17 protein-coding genes are annotated in these 16084 nt (G+C 38.4%); 11 read left to right on the top strand and 6 right to left on the bottom strand.

The window, feature by feature from the left end:
* Positions 1 to 53 precede the first annotated feature (53 nt).
* Genes OZX58_RS05655 through OZX58_RS05645 form a run of 3 tightly spaced genes read left to right on the top strand, consistent with a single transcriptional unit; the run spans position 54 to position 2147 of the window.
* Positions 54 to 809, top strand: coding sequence for a hypothetical protein (locus tag OZX58_RS05655; protein ID WP_277140611.1), 756 nt, complete (start codon positions 54 to 56; stop codon positions 807 to 809).
* Complete coding sequence (locus OZX58_RS05650; protein WP_277140610.1) at positions 809 to 1450, top strand: ABC transporter ATP-binding protein; 642 nt, start codon at positions 809 to 811, stop codon at positions 1448 to 1450. Before OZX58_RS05655 ends, OZX58_RS05650 begins: the two co-directional genes overlap by 1 nt.
* Entirely contained in the window at positions 1443 to 2147 is a 705-nt protein-coding gene (locus OZX58_RS05645) for a hypothetical protein (RefSeq protein ID WP_277140609.1), read from the top strand. The genes OZX58_RS05650 and OZX58_RS05645 overlap by 8 nt, the downstream gene beginning before the upstream one ends.
* A 69-nt stretch (positions 2148 to 2216) precedes the next feature.
* Here the strand turns inward: OZX58_RS05645 and OZX58_RS05640 are convergent, their stop codons facing one another.
* Positions 2217 to 3071 carry an RluA family pseudouridine synthase gene (locus OZX58_RS05640; RefSeq protein WP_277140608.1) on the bottom strand — a complete coding sequence of 285 codons (855 nt, stop codon included), beginning with the start codon at positions 3069 to 3071 and terminating at the stop codon, positions 2217 to 2219.
* Between the two features lie 87 nt (positions 3072 to 3158).
* Between OZX58_RS05640 and OZX58_RS05635 the strand changes: the two genes are divergently transcribed.
* Genes OZX58_RS05635 through OZX58_RS05615 form a run of 5 tightly spaced genes read left to right on the top strand, consistent with a single transcriptional unit; the run spans position 3159 to position 10256 of the window.
* Positions 3159 to 5216 (top strand): PBP1A family penicillin-binding protein, encoded by a 2058-nt coding sequence (locus OZX58_RS05635; RefSeq protein ID WP_277140607.1) that lies wholly within the window; start codon positions 3159 to 3161, stop codon positions 5214 to 5216.
* Positions 5217 to 5233: 17 nt separating this feature from the next.
* Positions 5234 to 5584, top strand: a complete 351-nt coding sequence (locus tag OZX58_RS05630) for a YlbF family regulator (protein WP_277140606.1) — start codon at positions 5234 to 5236, stop codon at positions 5582 to 5584.
* An 8-nt stretch (positions 5585 to 5592) separates the two neighbouring features.
* Positions 5593 to 6804, top strand: a complete 1212-nt coding sequence (locus OZX58_RS05625) for a DNA repair exonuclease (RefSeq protein WP_277140605.1) — start codon at positions 5593 to 5595, stop codon at positions 6802 to 6804.
* On the top strand, positions 6791 to 9286 hold the full coding sequence (locus OZX58_RS05620) for an AAA family ATPase (protein WP_277141761.1): 2496 nt from the start codon (positions 6791 to 6793) through the stop codon (positions 9284 to 9286). Before OZX58_RS05625 ends, OZX58_RS05620 begins: the two co-directional genes overlap by 14 nt.
* A complete protein-coding gene (locus OZX58_RS05615) occupies positions 9279 to 10256 on the top strand; it encodes an HD domain-containing protein (RefSeq protein ID WP_277131444.1) in 978 nt (325 codons plus the stop codon). The genes OZX58_RS05620 and OZX58_RS05615 overlap by 8 nt, the downstream gene beginning before the upstream one ends.
* Before the next feature lie 303 nt (positions 10257 to 10559).
* Here OZX58_RS05615 and OZX58_RS05610 read toward each other — a convergent pair whose 3' ends face one another.
* From OZX58_RS05610 to OZX58_RS05590, 5 genes are all read right to left on the bottom strand, one after another.
* Positions 10560 to 10721: a hypothetical protein gene (locus OZX58_RS05610; protein ID WP_277140604.1), complete on the bottom strand. Its 162-nt coding sequence runs from the start codon at positions 10719 to 10721 to the stop codon at positions 10560 to 10562.
* 435 nt (positions 10722 to 11156) lie between these two features.
* Positions 11157 to 11318: a hypothetical protein gene (locus OZX58_RS05605; protein WP_277140603.1), complete on the bottom strand. Its 162-nt coding sequence runs from the start codon at positions 11316 to 11318 to the stop codon at positions 11157 to 11159.
* A 260-nt stretch (positions 11319 to 11578) separates the two neighbouring features.
* Positions 11579 to 12478, bottom strand: a complete 900-nt coding sequence (locus OZX58_RS05600) for a peptidylprolyl isomerase PrsA (RefSeq protein ID WP_277140602.1) — start codon at positions 12476 to 12478, stop codon at positions 11579 to 11581.
* 115 nt (positions 12479 to 12593) lie between these two features.
* Complete coding sequence (locus tag OZX58_RS05595; RefSeq protein WP_277140601.1) at positions 12594 to 12926, bottom strand: hypothetical protein; 333 nt, start codon at positions 12924 to 12926, stop codon at positions 12594 to 12596.
* 10 nt (positions 12927 to 12936) lie between these two features.
* The gene (locus OZX58_RS05590) at positions 12937 to 13368 is read right to left on the bottom strand and encodes an HIT family protein (RefSeq protein WP_277140600.1); all 432 of its coding nucleotides are present in this window, start codon (positions 13366 to 13368) and stop codon (positions 12937 to 12939) included.
* A gap of 91 nt (positions 13369 to 13459) precedes the next feature.
* Between OZX58_RS05590 and OZX58_RS05585 the strand changes: the two genes are divergently transcribed.
* From OZX58_RS05585 to trmB, 3 genes are read left to right on the top strand one after another with little or no spacing between them, the layout of a single operon-like run.
* Entirely contained in the window at positions 13460 to 14200 is a 741-nt protein-coding gene (locus tag OZX58_RS05585; RefSeq protein WP_277140599.1) for an ABC transporter ATP-binding protein, read from the top strand.
* Positions 14193 to 15392: an ABC transporter permease gene (locus OZX58_RS05580; RefSeq protein WP_277140598.1), complete on the top strand. Its 1200-nt coding sequence runs from the start codon at positions 14193 to 14195 to the stop codon at positions 15390 to 15392. Before OZX58_RS05585 ends, OZX58_RS05580 begins: the two co-directional genes overlap by 8 nt.
* A 3-nt stretch (positions 15393 to 15395) precedes the next feature.
* Positions 15396 to 16055, top strand: coding sequence for a tRNA (guanosine(46)-N7)-methyltransferase TrmB (gene trmB / locus OZX58_RS05575; protein ID WP_277140597.1), 660 nt, complete (start codon positions 15396 to 15398; stop codon positions 16053 to 16055).
* Positions 16056 to 16084: the final 29 nt, after the last annotated feature.

The following is a 16084-nucleotide window of genomic DNA, read 5'->3' as shown; positions in this document are numbered from 1 at the left end:
CTTCGTACCACAGAAGCTAATCTTAAATGGAGACCATAGAGAGATGAATTTAAATGAAAAAGTCTTTGAATAAACCTGAATGCATTACTTTTTGGGCTAGCGTATTACTATATATTTTGATTTCTATGTTCTGTCAAATTGGAATTCCCCAAGAGCCTGTGTATTACAAGGCAATTGAGCAGAATTTTTATTTTAACAGTGTCGTAACTTATTTAATTCCGTTAATTGTTATCTTTATGGGTTGGCAAATGACATCAAGATATTGGTTTTCTAGTTTTAGAGAGTGGCAACTTTTAAGAAATAAAAAGAAGTATTGTTGGCAGCAAGTAAAGCGATTATTTATAGTTGCAGTATTGTTCACATTAATTAGCTGGATTCTTACAATGCCATTTGTTAAGTTAACATCATTTATTGGGATAACTGCGCAAGACTATCAAGAGACTTTTACTTTTAGTAATGGCCTATTATATATTTTTGGTCATGGTATGGGAATATTTCTTACGATATTAATTGTAATACTTATTAATTTTGAGATAATGATGGTTCCTTTGATTAGTAATTACTGCTTCAAAAAGCAATGGCAAGTATTTGCGTTTTCTGTTTCTATAGTTACTTTTTTGCCGATACTGCTATTTGGATTAGGAATCATACCAGAGCAATGGGTTAGTTATAACTTGATCGGACTTTTTGATAATGCTGAGCGAGTAAGTCAATTGCAAGCACCTTTTTGCTTTTTATTTTTAGTATTGATGATAGAAATAATATTATTATATTTGGTAAATAAATATCGTGAAAGGACAAGTTATTAATGAATCAAGCAGTTATACTTGAAGATGTTGCCATTTCTTTTAAAAATCGTCCTTTATTAACTAAGGTTAATTTTAAAATTTCTGAAGGAGATATTGCATTACTTAGTGGTGAAAATGGTTCTGGTAAATCAACTTTACTAAAAGTAATATGTGGACTAAGGCAGCCTAATAGTGGTCATGTTAATGTATTTGGAAAAGAATTAGGTCCTGGAAAGTTTGCACAGCAAACTGCAGTATTAATTAATTCTCCTAGATTTATTAATGATATGTCAGGATTTGATAACTTGTGGGCATTGGCACAGATTAAGCATCAGATTAGTCAAGAAACAGTTAAGTTATGGATGGATCGTGTAGGATTAGATCCTACAAGTAAGATAAAGGTAAGAAAGTATTCATTAGGGATGAACCAAAAACTAGGTTTAGCACAAGCTTTAATGGAAGATGAGAACTTAATTTTGTTGGATGAACCATTAAATGGCTTAGATAAAAGCTCAAAACAAAAAATTGTTGATTTAGTTGAAAAAGTTCATTCAGAAAACCCACAAAAAACTTTTATAATTGTTTCCCATGATAATTATTTCAATACGGTAGCCAATCGCTTTTTTGAAATTAATGGGGAAGAAGTTGCCGAAAATGTTTAAATTCTTAATTAAAACAAGTCACAAAAAGATTGCTAGATTGATTATTGGATTGGTTTTAATAGCCCTTTGTGCTAGCATTTTTGGCTATATTGGGCCTATTTATGGCAAACCGAGTATCTGGTCTACTTTTTTTAACTTATCTGTAGGTATGGAAATGGCGGCTTTTGTCTTGCCGCTAGTAACTTTATTTGTCGGGTTTAGTATTTTTGAAATTATCGGAACGAGTTATTTTGATGTAATTGAAATTCGTGCAGGTGAGCGAAAAGATGACTTAAATGCATTCATGGTATTAGCATTTTTTGTGGCATTTTTAATTGAATTAACATTTCTTGTAACTGTAGTTATTAAGGGGGTATTAACTGGTACTAGTGCTGATTCTAAGTATTTGGTTACAGCTCTAATTGAATTTTGGCTGCAGTTAATTGATATATATGTGTTTTTATTATTTATGTTGTTAATTCAACTGATTTTTAAAAAGACGGGCTTAACTTTTTTGTTTGGTTCTGTATATACAATATTAATGCTTGGCAGTTTAAAAGGTCTTTTACCTTTTAATCATCCAATAATTGCTGGCACAGAATTGTTCTTTTTAGCGCGTAAGTTAATTAGTCCGGCATATTCATTCTTAGGATTAATTTGGTTAATAATAATGGTAATTGCAATTAAGTTTACCGCAATTAAACTTTATGAAAAATGACCAAGCTGTAACGTAAATATAAGTGAAATTACAAAAAATATGAGATATTAAAAATCGCTAGACTTTTGTCTAGCGATTTTTTTCTAGTGGCAACTTAACTTGAATTTTATCAAACGAAAAAGGCTTATTAAATGCCATCTGGTAGGCAGTTAAGTGCAAAAGCTCATCTGGATTGCAGTCTGGATTATAGAGCGGATCGCCAAGAATTGGGCAGCCAATGGCGGCTAAGTGGACGCGGATTTGGTGTGTGCGGCCAGTTTCAAGCTGCAATTTAATTAGTGCTTCGCCAGATGTTTGGCTTAAAATTTGATAATGGGTGATTGATGCCAACCCATCTTCACGAACCATTCTTTTGCGTTGGTCATTGGGGTCATGACCGATCGGCAGAGCGATTGTACCACTTGCTTGCAATTTTTCTGGGTGATTAACAACTGCGAGATATTCACGATGAAAAATTTTGGTGGTCAATTCGCGATTAAGAATTGGCACAACCGCTGGATTTTTTGCGACTAGCAGTAAGCCACTGGTTAACATATCTAGCCGGTGGACGACAAAGGGACTGAAGCCTAAGTAAGTAGCACAGTCGTTTAGTGCAGTGTTGGTTTCAGCTAAATTTGGGTGCGTCTTTTGTCCAGCTGGCTTGTTAATTACTAATAAGTCTTGGTCTTCATAAATGACGTCGGGCAATTTGCCGCTTGCTGGGTAGATACCTTGCTGGGAATCAACACAATCCAATTCCAATTCAATTTTGTCATCGGGATAGACTAACTGACTAAAATATCGGTAATTGCCATTGACGCGAATTTTTTGTTCAATTCGCAAGAAATGTCGCCACTTGCGCGGCACCAAAAGTTGGCGCAACAGGTCACTGACAGAACATGGTTTGAGATTTTTGGGATAATTAAGTGTAAAATAATAGCTCATAAATATTTATTAAGTCTTTTTGTAAATAAAACTAATCCTCTTCTAATATGATACAATTCTAAGTGTTTCTAAAAAGGAGCAGAATTCATGGACAATAATGAACCAAAGAAAAACGGTTTAAGTAGGGCGTGGCATCGCTTTGACAACCGTTTTTATATCGGTCGCTGGATTATTTTAATCCTGCTTAGCGTGATCCTTTTGGTTTGTACGTATTATACCGTTAAAGTAAAAACTTCGAATATATCTAATTTAAAGGCCTCTTTGTCAACAACGACTGCCATTTATGATTATAAAGGTCAGAAGGCAGGCTCGCTGTATTCTCAAAAAGGTTCCTTTGTCGAATATAATAAAATTTCGCCAAATGTCAAGAATGCCGTGATTTCGACTGAAGATCGGACATTTTGGACTAATCCCGGCTTTAGTGCTAAAGGAATGGCACGGGCGGCATTGGGCCTTGTTATTCATCATGGGCAGATTTCTGGTGGTGGTTCAACCATTACCCAGCAGCTTGCCAAAAACGCGCTGTTAACCCAGCAACAGACATTTTCACGTAAGTTGGAAGAATTATTTTTTGCCGTTGAGATTACTCATGTTTATTCCAAAAAAGATATTTTAACAATGTATCTCAATAATGCCTATTTTGGTAACGGTGTCTGGGGAGTTCAAGATGCCAGTAAAAAATATTTTGGTAAAGATGCCAGTCAGTTGACTGTTGGCGAGGGTGCAACACTGGCTGGAATTCTGCGTAATCCTAGCCAATATAATCCAATTGACCACATGTCTTATGCATTGTCGCGGCGAAATTTGATTTTGAATTTGATGGTTGCTAACAAAAAGTTGTCGCAATCAGCTGCTAGTGCGGCGCAAAAGCAAGGTCTAACCTTAGTTGATGCTTACCATAACCAAGATGGTTACCGTTATCCATACTTTTTTGATGCTGTGGTTGATGAGGCCATTGACCGTTACGGCTTAAAAGAAGAAGACGTAATGAACAAGGGGCTGAAGATTTATACGACACTGAACCAGAATTATCAAGGACAGCTGCAGGATAAGTTTAACCAGGATTGGTTGTTCCCAGCTAACGCTGCTGATGGCACCCAAACGCAGGGAGCAAGTGTAGTGATGGACCCAGCAACTGGTGCTGTGCGAGCAGTTATTGGCGGACGCGGCAAGCATGTCTTTCGTGGATACAATCGAGCAACGCAAATGAAGCGCCAGCCTGGCTCATCCATTAAGCCGCTGGTTACGTATGCGCCAGCCCTGCAGGAGGGTTATCACTATGATTCGTCGTTATCTAACAAGCTCCAGCGATTTGGGAAGAACGGCTACGAGCCACACAATGTAGATAATGGTTATTCTGATAAGATTCCAATGTATACGGCAGTGGCCCAAAGTAAGAATGTACCGGCAGTTTGGCTTTTAGATAAGATTGGGGTTGCCAAGGGTGTTCAGTCGGCAAATAATTTTGGTTTGAAGGTACCTAAGTCTGACCAAAATCTGGCTTTGGCTCTTGGTGGTTTGTCTAGCGGTGTCTCGCCGTTGCAAATGGCTAGGGCCTATTCTGCCTTTGCTAATAAGGGAAATTTGCCCAATAATTCATACTTTATCACCAAGATAACTGATGCTAGTGGCAAGGTTTTGGCTGAAAATCATAATCCAGGCACCCACCGCATAATTTCAACTAATACTGCCAAGGAAATGACAACCATGCTTCTTGGCGTTTTCAGTAATGGTACTGGGGCTTCGGCACAGCCTAGTGGTTATCGAGTTGCGGGCAAAACTGGGTCAACGGAAGTACCTAATTCTTATGGTTTTGGTACTAAGGACCAGTGGATTGTCGGTTACACTCCTGATGTCGTCATTGCAACTTGGGTTGGCTTTGATCGAACTAACAGAGAGCATTATATGCATGGTATTTCGGAAACGGGAATTACAAGGCTGTATAAGGCCGAGATGGAAGGCATTCTGCCGTATACCGCGCAAAATCAATTTACCGAGCAGGCTCCTAACCAAATTGTTAAGCAAAATGGTTCTGGAACGGATTGGACCGGTGGTATTGGCGATAAAATTGAAAAAGGTTTTGGTTCGGCGAGTCAAAAGCTCAATGAATGGTATAATAATATCAAGGGCCTAATCGGCCATTAATTTAGGAGGACTTTTATATGGTAAACATCTACGACTCAGCTAATCAATTAGCTTCTGACTTGCAAGAAATTGACGAATACAAGGCTTTAGAAGAAGCAATTGACGGCGTTAAAAAGAATGCTGATAGTTCTGACCTGTTTAAGGAAATGGACAAGATGCAAGCACAAATTATGCAAGCCCAGGCTCAAGGTCAGGATATTTCAAAGGATATTCAAGACGAATATAACCAATTGAACGAAAAAGTACAAAAAGATCCACAAATTTTGAAACTGCTGCAAGCAGAACAAGGTTTGTACAAGACAATTGATGATGTTCAAAAGGCAATTACTAAGCCGATTAATGATCTTTATGAAGGTCTTAGAAATTAGAAGTAATTATGAAATTTATCCACTTGGCGGATGCACATTTAGATAGTCCATTTTTGGGGCTATCTTTTTTGCCATCTAAGCGATTTTCTCAAATAGAGCAAGCACCAAATCAGTCTTTAAGTAAGATTGTTGACCTAGCGCTAGCGGAACAGGTTGATCTGGTTTTAATTGCTGGCGACACCTTTGATAGCAATCGACCTAATCCTAGCAGTCAGCTTTTTTTTGCTAAACAAATTGAACGTTTGACAAAGGCAGAAATTCAAGTTGTGATGATTTTTGGTAATCACGACCACATGCATGCGGCCGATTTGTTAGTGGCAGCCAGTCCTTACTTTAAGTTGTTGGGTGATGGCGAGCAGGTTGAAACCGTGTCTTATCAGACTAAAAGCGGCTTTGACTATGAGATCAGCGGTTTTTCATATCTTAATAATCATATTACTTCTGATCTTGTGCCGGATTTCCCTGCAAAAACTGCGCATTATACCTTTGGGATCATGCATGCGCAAGAAAAGGCGGGACAGGCTAATCAAAATGTTTATGCGCCGTTTACTTTAAGTGAATTAAAAAATCTGAATTATGATTATTTTGCCCTTGGTCATATTCATTTGCGGCAAGTTTTGTCGGAAAAGCCGTTAATTGTTTATCCCGGTAATATTCAGGGCCGCCACATTAACGAGTTGGGTGCTAAGGGTTGCTATATGGGAACAGTTAATGAGCAAACCAAGAAGACCCAAATTGAATTTGTCCCAACTAGTCCGATTACTTGGGCTAAAGCTGAGTTGACTTTGACAGCCGAAATTAGCCCTAATGACTTGCATACGCATCTTTTGGCAAGCATTAAACCACAGACAACAACTTATTATAGCTTGCAAATTATTGGTGCGGAATATCTAAATGAGCAGGAACGTGAATTGATGCAGGATACCGATTATTGGCAGTCAGTTTCGCAAGAATTAGCTTTTGATTCGCAACTAGTGGATGTGCGTTTTACGGCTAATAGCCGCTTGGAGATTGCTGCTAATGACCAGGCTTATTTTACACAGGCAGAAAGTGAGCTTTTTACGCCAGCAACATTTGCTAAGTTAAGTCAAGACTGGTTTAAAAAGGATGAATTAGCTGCTAAACTTGCACAAGATCCCGAATTTTTACAAGAAGTGAAGGAGTTGGCGGCGGTTAAATTGAATAATGAGTTAAAGGGGATTAATGATGAAGCTGATTAAGATAAAAATTGTCAATTTTGGTCAGTTTTCGAATTTTACCTTTGACTTAGGAAATGAAAACTTGAGCGTCTTTTTTGGTGCTAACGAGGCAGGCAAGAGTACAGTCGTGGCATTTATTAAGCAAATTTTGTTCGGCTTTCACTTGGATAAACGCAAGAGTGATTTTTTTGAAGATTACAAGCCGTTAGCACGTGTAAGTCCGATGGGTGGTTCCCTGTTTTTTATCGCTGATAATGGTCAGCAATTTGAATTGGAGCGTCTTTATGCCAGTGGCAAGGGGTCTAAGCTGGGAACACTAACTGTGAAATGTGATGGGCAAATTGTTCCCGAAAGTGTTTTCTTTGACCAAATTAAAAATATTGATGGTGACTTCTATGCCTCAAGCTTTATTTTTAATCAGGATATGCTGGCCAAGGTAATTGATATTAGCCAGACAGATTTACTGGAGCGGATATATTATTTAGGAGCTGCCAACAGCGACCAATTGATTGACTTGCGTGACAAATTTGCCAAGGAAGCTGATAAATTATTTAAAAGCCGCGGATCTGTGCCGCCAGTTAATAAGCTGCTGAAAAAGATGCAGGAGCAAAAAGCGGACTTGGCTGCAGTAGAAGATGAATTTACGGATTATCAAGCATTAGAAACTAGTGCAGCTAAGCAAAAAAATTTGCAAGAAAATAGTGAAACTGAATTGCGTAAATTGCAAAGTGAGTTAAATCAAATAGAACAATTACGCAAGCAGCTGCCTAATTACCAACAATTGCAGGCTTTGAAACAGCAGGTAAAAGAAGTGAAGTTTGATCCGGAACAGTATCAAATAGCGCAAAGATTGGACATGCAGCAGCAAAGTTTACAAAAGACAATTGCGGAATTGAAGCAGCAACTAACGCAGTTAACGGATGTTGCGGAAGACACTGCGGCAGCTAAATTAATTCAAAAAAAGCCCGAATTACTGCAATGGCAGGCAGAATATCGTGCATGTGTGCAAAAAGCAAAGCAAATAGAGCAGGCTAAGCAGCAGTTACTGGCGCTCAGTCCAGATTTAGCAAAGATTGCTGAATTTAATCAAGCAGCTATTGTTAAATTGCAACAAGATTACCAAGAATTGCCGCCAAAGGAGCCAGTAGCGCAAAAGAGTAGCACCAATCAGGGATGGCTACTTGCAGGTGGCGCTTTGGCAATTATTGGCATGATTTTGCTAGTTACTGGTTCTAAGATTATCGGCGGTTTGTTATTAGTCGGCGGAATTATCGGTGCAGGTTGGGGCATAAAGGAGAAAAAGCAACAACAGCAGAAGCAGGTTGCTTTGCGTGCAAAGCAAGCTAAAATTAAGCAAAAACAAGCGGCCTTCAGTCAAAAATACGGCCTTAATCCAGAGAATTTGGATTTAGCTAATTTGCTCAATCAGTGGCGCCAGTATCAATTGCAGAAACAAAATGAGCAAGCTAACCAAGAGCAGCTAGGCAGTTTACAGGAACAGGTGGACCAATTGGCTCAAGAGCTCAGTATTGCTTTGCACCAAAATGTGGCTACTGACTTTGTTTCAGTAATTACAGCAATTGATTCATTGGCTGAACAAAAGTCCCAACAGCAGCGTCAAGAAGAGAAAAAAGCATCACTTGAAAACAATTTGACAGAAGATACAAGGCAATTGCAGCAGGTACAATTAAAGTTAAAGGCTGTATTAGCAGAAGCTGGTGTTAAGACGTTAGCTGATTACGAGCAATTGCAAATTACTAAGCAGCAGCAGGAAACAATTAAAACGCAGATTGTAGCTTTGACCGCTAACCTGCAAGAAGACTTGCCAGAGTTAGAACAATTTTTACAAAATGAGTCAAAGGTTCAAGAAAAAGAAACAGCTTTGCGAAAAGAAATTGCGGCTGCTGAAGAACAAAATCATGTATTGCAAGGTCAAATAGCTGAAAGCAATGTGCAAATGGCAAATCTTGCCAGTTCAACGGCTGTATTTACGGCTAAACAGGAATTAGCCAATACCCAAACGCTGTTTCGCAATCAAAGTGTTGAATATTTAGCTGATTTATTTGCCAGCAAGTGGATTGGGCGAGCCCTTGATCTTGCCTCCAACGAACGTTTTCCAAAAATGCTGACGGATGCAAAAGAATATTTGCGACTGTTAACAAATAACCGGTATAATAATATTAAAATTGACAAAAAATTGTCAGTCACGCGCGCTGATGGCAAATCTATCAAGGTAAAATACCTTTCGCGCGGTACCCAGGAACAACTTTACTTTGCCTTAAAATTAGTTTTTGTACAGCAGATTAAGGACCAAATTAAATTACCAATCCTAATTGATGATTCGTTTGTTAATTTTGACGATCAAAGAACGGGCCAAATTGAACAGCTCTTAAAGCAAATTGCGCAAACTACTCAAGTTTTGATTTTTACGGCACAAAACAAGTTAGTTGAACAATTACAGCTGCAACCGCTGACTTTTACGAAAGGAACCGAAAATGTTTAAACGCCTACTGGATTACAATGATGGTGAAGAATTAGAGTTAGTAGTTTTAATTAAAAATTCCCAATTGCGCCACACAAAAAAGGGCAAGTTGTACTTAGCAATGTCTTTTGGGGATAGTTCTGGTGAAATCCGTGGTAATTTTTGGGATGCAAATAATCAAGATGCCGCGACTTTCAGTGCTGGAACACTTGTTGAACTTAATGGTAGACGTGAGGAATATCAAGACCAGCCGCAAATTAAGATTTATAGCTTACGGGTCGTTGGTCCTGAAGAAGGTTATGATCTTCAGGAATTTATTAAGTCGGCTCCCGAAAAAATTGCGGACATGAAGGAAGAAATCAACCAATATGTGTTTGAAATCCTGAATCCAACATGGAATCGGATTGTGCGTTATTTATTGAAAAAGTGGGATAAACGGTTCTTTGATTATCCGGCAGGTAAGAGCAACCACCATGCTGTTCGTGGCGGGTTAGCCTTCCATACGGTGTCAATGCTGCGGGATGCTAAAGGAATTGCAGATAATTATTCGCAGGTTGATCGGTCGCTGCTTTATGCTGGCTGTATTTTGCACGATATGGGTAAAGTCTTGGAGCTGACTGGACCTGCAGCAACCCAATATACGACAGAAGGCAATCTGGTTGGGCATTTGGTACTGATTGATGAGCAAATAATGATGGCGGCTCAAGAGATGAAGATTGATCCAGAATCAGAAGACCTGTTGCTATTGCGGCACATGGTGCTGTCGCATCACGGCAAGTTTGAATATGGTTCGCCAAAATTACCAGCTTTGCTTGAAGCGGAACTATTGCACCGCATTGATGACATGGATGCGGCGGTTTATGCCATTACCAATGCCTTGCAGCATACGCGTCCGGGTACTTTTACTGATAATATTATGAGCCAAGGTGGACGCAAATTTTACCGGCCGAAGGTTGATGAAGCTTTAAGCAAGTCGCATAAATTGGAATAAAACAAAAAAGAAGTTCGCTGGAACTTCTTTTTTTGTTGACTAAGCAAGTTGGAGGCACGAAAGCAACCATATTTACTGCCTTTTTTATTTATTCAAGTAGACAAAGACAGTAGCCCCCTTAATCATATCACGGAAGTTTATTTTGCGTTGTAATTGCTCTATATTTGTAAAAATGCTAGAATGACAATGTAAATAAAAAAGAAGCCCTACTGGAAATAGGACTTCTCAACATGAGTTTCCGCATAAAAGCGGTGACTTAACTATAAGTTAATGATAACCGCTAGTCCGATAAAACTAGAGCGGTTATTTTTTAACTTTAAAATTCTTTAAAGCAGCTCTTAGTTCATTAAGTGCGCTAACTAATTTGGTGGCATTATCAGTTAATTTAATTAAACTACTGATAATTTCTGTCAGCACCCAAATAGTTGCGGCGAATGATAAACCAAAAGCAATAACAATATCCAAGGTGGATACCTGACTAATCCTTTCTGTAGAATTCTAAGCGTCACAGTTGTTACACCATAAACACCACTTCCTCAGTTTAGAAATTAGTCACCGCAATCTAGCTTTTGCTCATGCTTATTAATTATAACTTGATGCTAATCACTAGTGCAAGAATAAAAAGGAAAATAATGCTTTACTAAAATCATGGTGATGTGTTTCTACAAAGTGCAATGCCAAAAATTCATTTATCCAAGTAGACAAAGACAGTAGCCCCCTTAATCATATCACGGAAGTTTATTTTGCGTTGTAATTGCTCTATATTTGTAAAAATGCTAGAATGACAATGTAAATAAAAAAGAAGTCCTACTGGAATAGGACTTCTCGACATGAGTTTCCGCATAAAGCGGTGACTTGACAATTATTGATTAATAACCGTTAGTCGTCAAACTAGAGCGGTTATTTTTTTGCCTTAAATTTTTTGAAGGCAGCTTTCAGTTCATTAAAAGCATTAACTAAATTGGTAATTTCGGTAATTAGCAAATCTAACTGCTTAACTACTATTGTCAATACCAAGATAATTTCCGCAAATGATAAACCAAAAGCAATAACAATATCCAAGGTGGATACCTGACTAATCCTTTCTGCAAAATTCTAGGAGTTACAGTTGTTACACCATAAGCACCACTTCCTCAGTTTAGAAATTAGTCACCGCAATCTAGCTTCAATTCATGTTCACTGTCAATTATAACTGGAAGCTAATCATTAATGCAAGAGGGGATATATATTACTATTTCACTCAATTTAGCCATAGTAAAACCCCGAAACTAGGATAACTAATCTCGGGGTTTTATTTAATATTTTACTTTTATAATTCAAGATTATTTGCTTGAATCACTCTTAGAAACGTAAGATGCCAAAACATTCTTCAAGTCATCATCCTTGATTGAAACATCAGCCTTCTTTAAGACTGTTGCGATGACATCGCGCATTGTTTCTTGGTCTTGTGACATTGATTGGTAAATTTGGTCATCAATTTCCTTCTTGTGTGAAGCAAATGAACCCTTAGCTGGGTGGTTAATCATCTTGATAATATGGTAACCATATTGAGACTTAACTGGAGTCTTGGTGATTTCACCAGTCTTTAATTGGAATGCAGCCTTCTTGAAGCCAGCATCTAGACTAGTATCAGTTGAATCGAATGTAGGTAACTTACCAGCATTTGACTTAGTAGCAGTATCTGTTGAGTACTTCTTAGCTAAAGTCTTGAAGCTCTTACCATCCTTTAATTGGCTGATAATGTCTTCGGCTGTTGACTTCTTAGTAACCAAGATATGTTGAACAGTAACTTTAGGTTGGTATGACTTCCAAGCCTTGTCTTCTTGACTCTTAGAAACTTTCTTGATGTCTTTCAAAGCTGCTTCGGAAAGCAGAGTAGTCTTCAAGTTATCCTTAAAGCTTGATTCAGTCATGCCTTGTTGTTGCAAAACGGCGCTGAATTGAGAACCGTATTGTTTCTTATAATTGTTAAATTGTTTGTTAACTTGATCCTTAGAAACCTTGCTGCCGTATTGTTGGTCCAAAACATGGTTAATAATCATGTTAGCCAAAGCTGATTGACCAGCTTGCGACTTCTTCATTTCGTTGTAGTAATCATTTTGAGTAATTTTACCACCCTTGTATGAAGCAACGGTTTTGCCGCCGTTAGAACAAGCAGCAGTTGATAATGCGATTCCAGCTACAGCGATTACTGCAGCTGCCTTTTTCAAATATTTTTTCATAAAATAACTTCTCCACATCCTTAATAAAATTAAGTCATCGACAACTAATATAACATAAATTAACTAGCAACGTTTTCTATTTTCGTATTTTCACAGAAAATTCAAACTTTCTTTACTATTTTTTAGTTTTAGCAGCTAAATCACTAGTTAAATTGTTATTTTGTGCTTTCAAATCCTTGATTAAGCGGTCCAACTTCATTTGGTAATATTCAATATCTTTTTGCAAGGCAATAATTGACTTTTCTGCCTGGGGAATAGCATCAGCTAATTCTTGCTTAGCATCTTTCAAATTGGCAATAGCTGTTAAAAAGTTACTTGTATCTTCTTTAGTCTCGTCGACTTCACGTTTAATTGGCGCACCAAAACGGCTGCCTTCTTTGTCCGTTAATAATGATAAGACAATACCAATCACGGCACCTGCAGCAGCACCTAAACTAAAATGTTTCATAATTCACTCCTTAGAATTGAGCCTTAATCTCATCAGCAATCTTTTGGTAATCTGCTTCACTATACTTGTCGGCATTATTGCGGGTAGCAAGTTTAAGACCGTCACTTTCAAACCGAGGAACAAAGTGAATGTGTGAGTGCATGACAACTTGGTTGGCACTAGCACCGTTATTAGTGTTAATGTTCATGCCAGTGATTTTTGGATCAAACTTTTTAATAGCGTTAGCAATTTCTGGGATATATTGCAAAAAGCGTCTGGCATCTTCTGTTGTGTAGTCAAATAGGTTGGTAATATGCTTTTTGGGAACCATCAAGGTGTGGCCAGGGTTGACTTGCGAAAGATCTAGAAAAGCTTTAACGTCATCATTTTCAAAGACAGTGTAGCTGGGCACGTCCCCACGAATAATTTTACAAAATAAACAATCTTCGTCTAATTGATTCATTTTTTTACCTCTTTTATTTCAAAATTTAGTTTCTTTTAATATCATGCTATCATATAAAATGAGTAAATTCATTAAAAGAAAGACAGGAAATATGGTTCTTAAGATTGAACACTTAACTGGTGGCTACACAGGAGTACCAGTAATTAAAGATATTAACTTAGAAATTAAACCGGGTGAGGCATTAGGCTTAATCGGGCTTAACGGTGCGGGAAAATCAACGACAATCAAGCATTTGCTGGGGTTGTTAAGACCGCAGAAGGGGACAATTATCCTTAACGATGTGGAATTAACTAAGCAGCCGACTAAGTTTAAGCAGCAGGTTGCTTATATTCCAGAAACGCCAGTTTTGTATCCGGAATTGACCTTGGCAGAACATCTGGAATTGACAATGCTGGCTTATAAGCTTGATGAGCAAACAGCTTGGTCACGGGCAAAGGAATTGTTAAAGCTGTTTCGTTTGGATGATAAGTTGGACTGGCTACCCGTTCACTTTTCTAAGGGAATGAAACAAAAGGTAATGATTGTGACGGCCTTTTTGGCTGATACTAGCTTACTAGTGATTGACGAGCCATTTACGGGTCTTGATCCGTTAGCTGTTGCCAATCTGATAGACTTAATCAAACAGGCAATTGCGAATGATAAGATGGTCTTAATGACGACCCACGTGTTAGCAGATGCCGAACAGGCAATTTCTAATTATGCAGTTTTGAATAATGGCACGATTGAGGTAATTGGCAGTCTTGATGAGATTCGGGCTCATTATGGTTTGAAGTCAAGTGATGCATTTGATAAACTTTATCAGGTTTTGAATCAGGAGCAGCAACATGCGTAAATTGGCTCAAAATAGACTTCAGGATAATTTGCGGCAATCTCTCAAATATTTAATGCTGGTGTTCAACGACTTCTTTATCTTGGCGTTAATTTTTCTTTTTGGTGCCTTGATGTATTGGTATGCTCAAAGCATGAAGACGATGCCGCAGGGGCGCTGGTTTTACCGTCCGTTAGTCGCTGTCTTATTATGGCTGCCGTTATTAACGGGTAACCTAGTTACGCTCCTGCAAGAGGCAGATTTACAATTTTTATTGCCGCAAGATGAGCAGATGGGCCAGTACCTAACGCCCTTAATTAAGTACAGTATGGTGCTGCCAACATTATTAATTGCCTTATTGGCAGGAATTTTGTTTCCTTTTGCGACACTTAAGGCAGGACTAGCACCAGCAAATTATTTGCTGTTTGCAGTTACCATTTGGCTGGCTAAGTTTTTACAATTAAAAATTACTCAGCAGAATCTTTATTTTGGCAGAAAATTTTCGCTTGTCTTAGTTAATTTAGTATTATTGGTTGTACTGAGTTTGGCAATATTGCAGCCAGTATTAATCTGGGTATTGCTAGTTTTATTGGTAGTTGGCATTATTGCGATGCACTTTATACTTAAACGCAAAACATTATTTGATTGGCGTTATGCGGTAGCTCAAGAAGAAAAACGTAAGAATCGGGTCTATACAGCTTTTAGCATGTTTACCGACGTTAAAGAAAAGCAGGTAACGATCAAGCGGCGTAAGTACCTGGACTTTTTGTTGCCAAGGTCGCTAGCTAAAGAAAATCCCAACCGCTTTTTGTATCGGCGCTCATTGCTTCGAAATCCTGAGAATTTAAATTTATTAGTTAGAATGACGGCATTTGCGGTACTGATTTCGTGGTTGGTTCAAAATTGGGCATGGGCACTTGGATTGTCTTGCTTAGTGATTTTTCTAACAGCCTATCAATTATTACCCATGGCCGACGAATTTGATGATAATATTATGTATCGGGTAGCGCCGATTACGCGCAAAGATCGTGGCCGCGACCTAATTGTTGCTTTGTCAGTGCCGATGTTATTACAATGGCTGATTATAAGCGTGTCGTGGTTGTTATTGTTGCCGCTTAACTTGCAGCTGTGGGAGGCAATCGGATTACTAATTTGCTTTAGCATTTTGGTTGTGCAGCTGTATTTACCATACAAGATTAAGAAAAGGAAGATTTAATAAATGAGATTACGAAATAAGCCGTGGGCGGTTGAGTTAGTGAAGAACCATCCGGAGAGTGTTCTTGACAGACCAGATCCAGATGTGAAGATTGACTGGGCCGCCCGCTTTCCTAAGCCTGAGCAGCCACTTGAAATTGAAGTAGGTTCAGGTAAGGGTCACTTCATTACTACTCTGGCTGAAATGCACCCAGAGAAAAATTTTGTGGCAGTTGAATTACAAATTACGGCTGCCGGCATTATTTTGCGGACGAAGCTTGATAAAAAGCTCGATAACTTGCAGATTTTATGTGCAGATGCAGCCGCAATTGATGCCTTTTTTGCACCAAATTCAACTGATGTAATTTATCTTAACTTTAGTGATCCGTGGCCAAAAACCCGGCATGAAAAACGTCGGCTGACATACCAGTCATTTTTAAACAAGTACGAAAAGGTCTTGATTAATGCCGGACAGATTGAGTTTAAGACGGATAATGCGGGGCTATTTGCGTATTCACTCAAGAGTATGAATAATTACGGGATGCACTTTGACTTTGTGTCTGTTGACTTGCACCATGAAGCAGAAGAGATTGTGGCGCAAAATGTGGAAACTGAATACGAACACAAATTTGCGGCTAAAGGTAATCCAATTTATGCTCTTCATGCTGATTTTGGAGTAAAATAATTAGGTATCGGTTAACAATAAAAGGGGTT

This window comes from Lactobacillus sp. ESL0680, assembly GCF_029392855.1.
Taxonomy (GTDB): domain Bacteria; phylum Bacillota; class Bacilli; order Lactobacillales; family Lactobacillaceae; genus Lactobacillus.
This window is presented reverse-complemented; position numbering and strand designations above follow the sequence as displayed.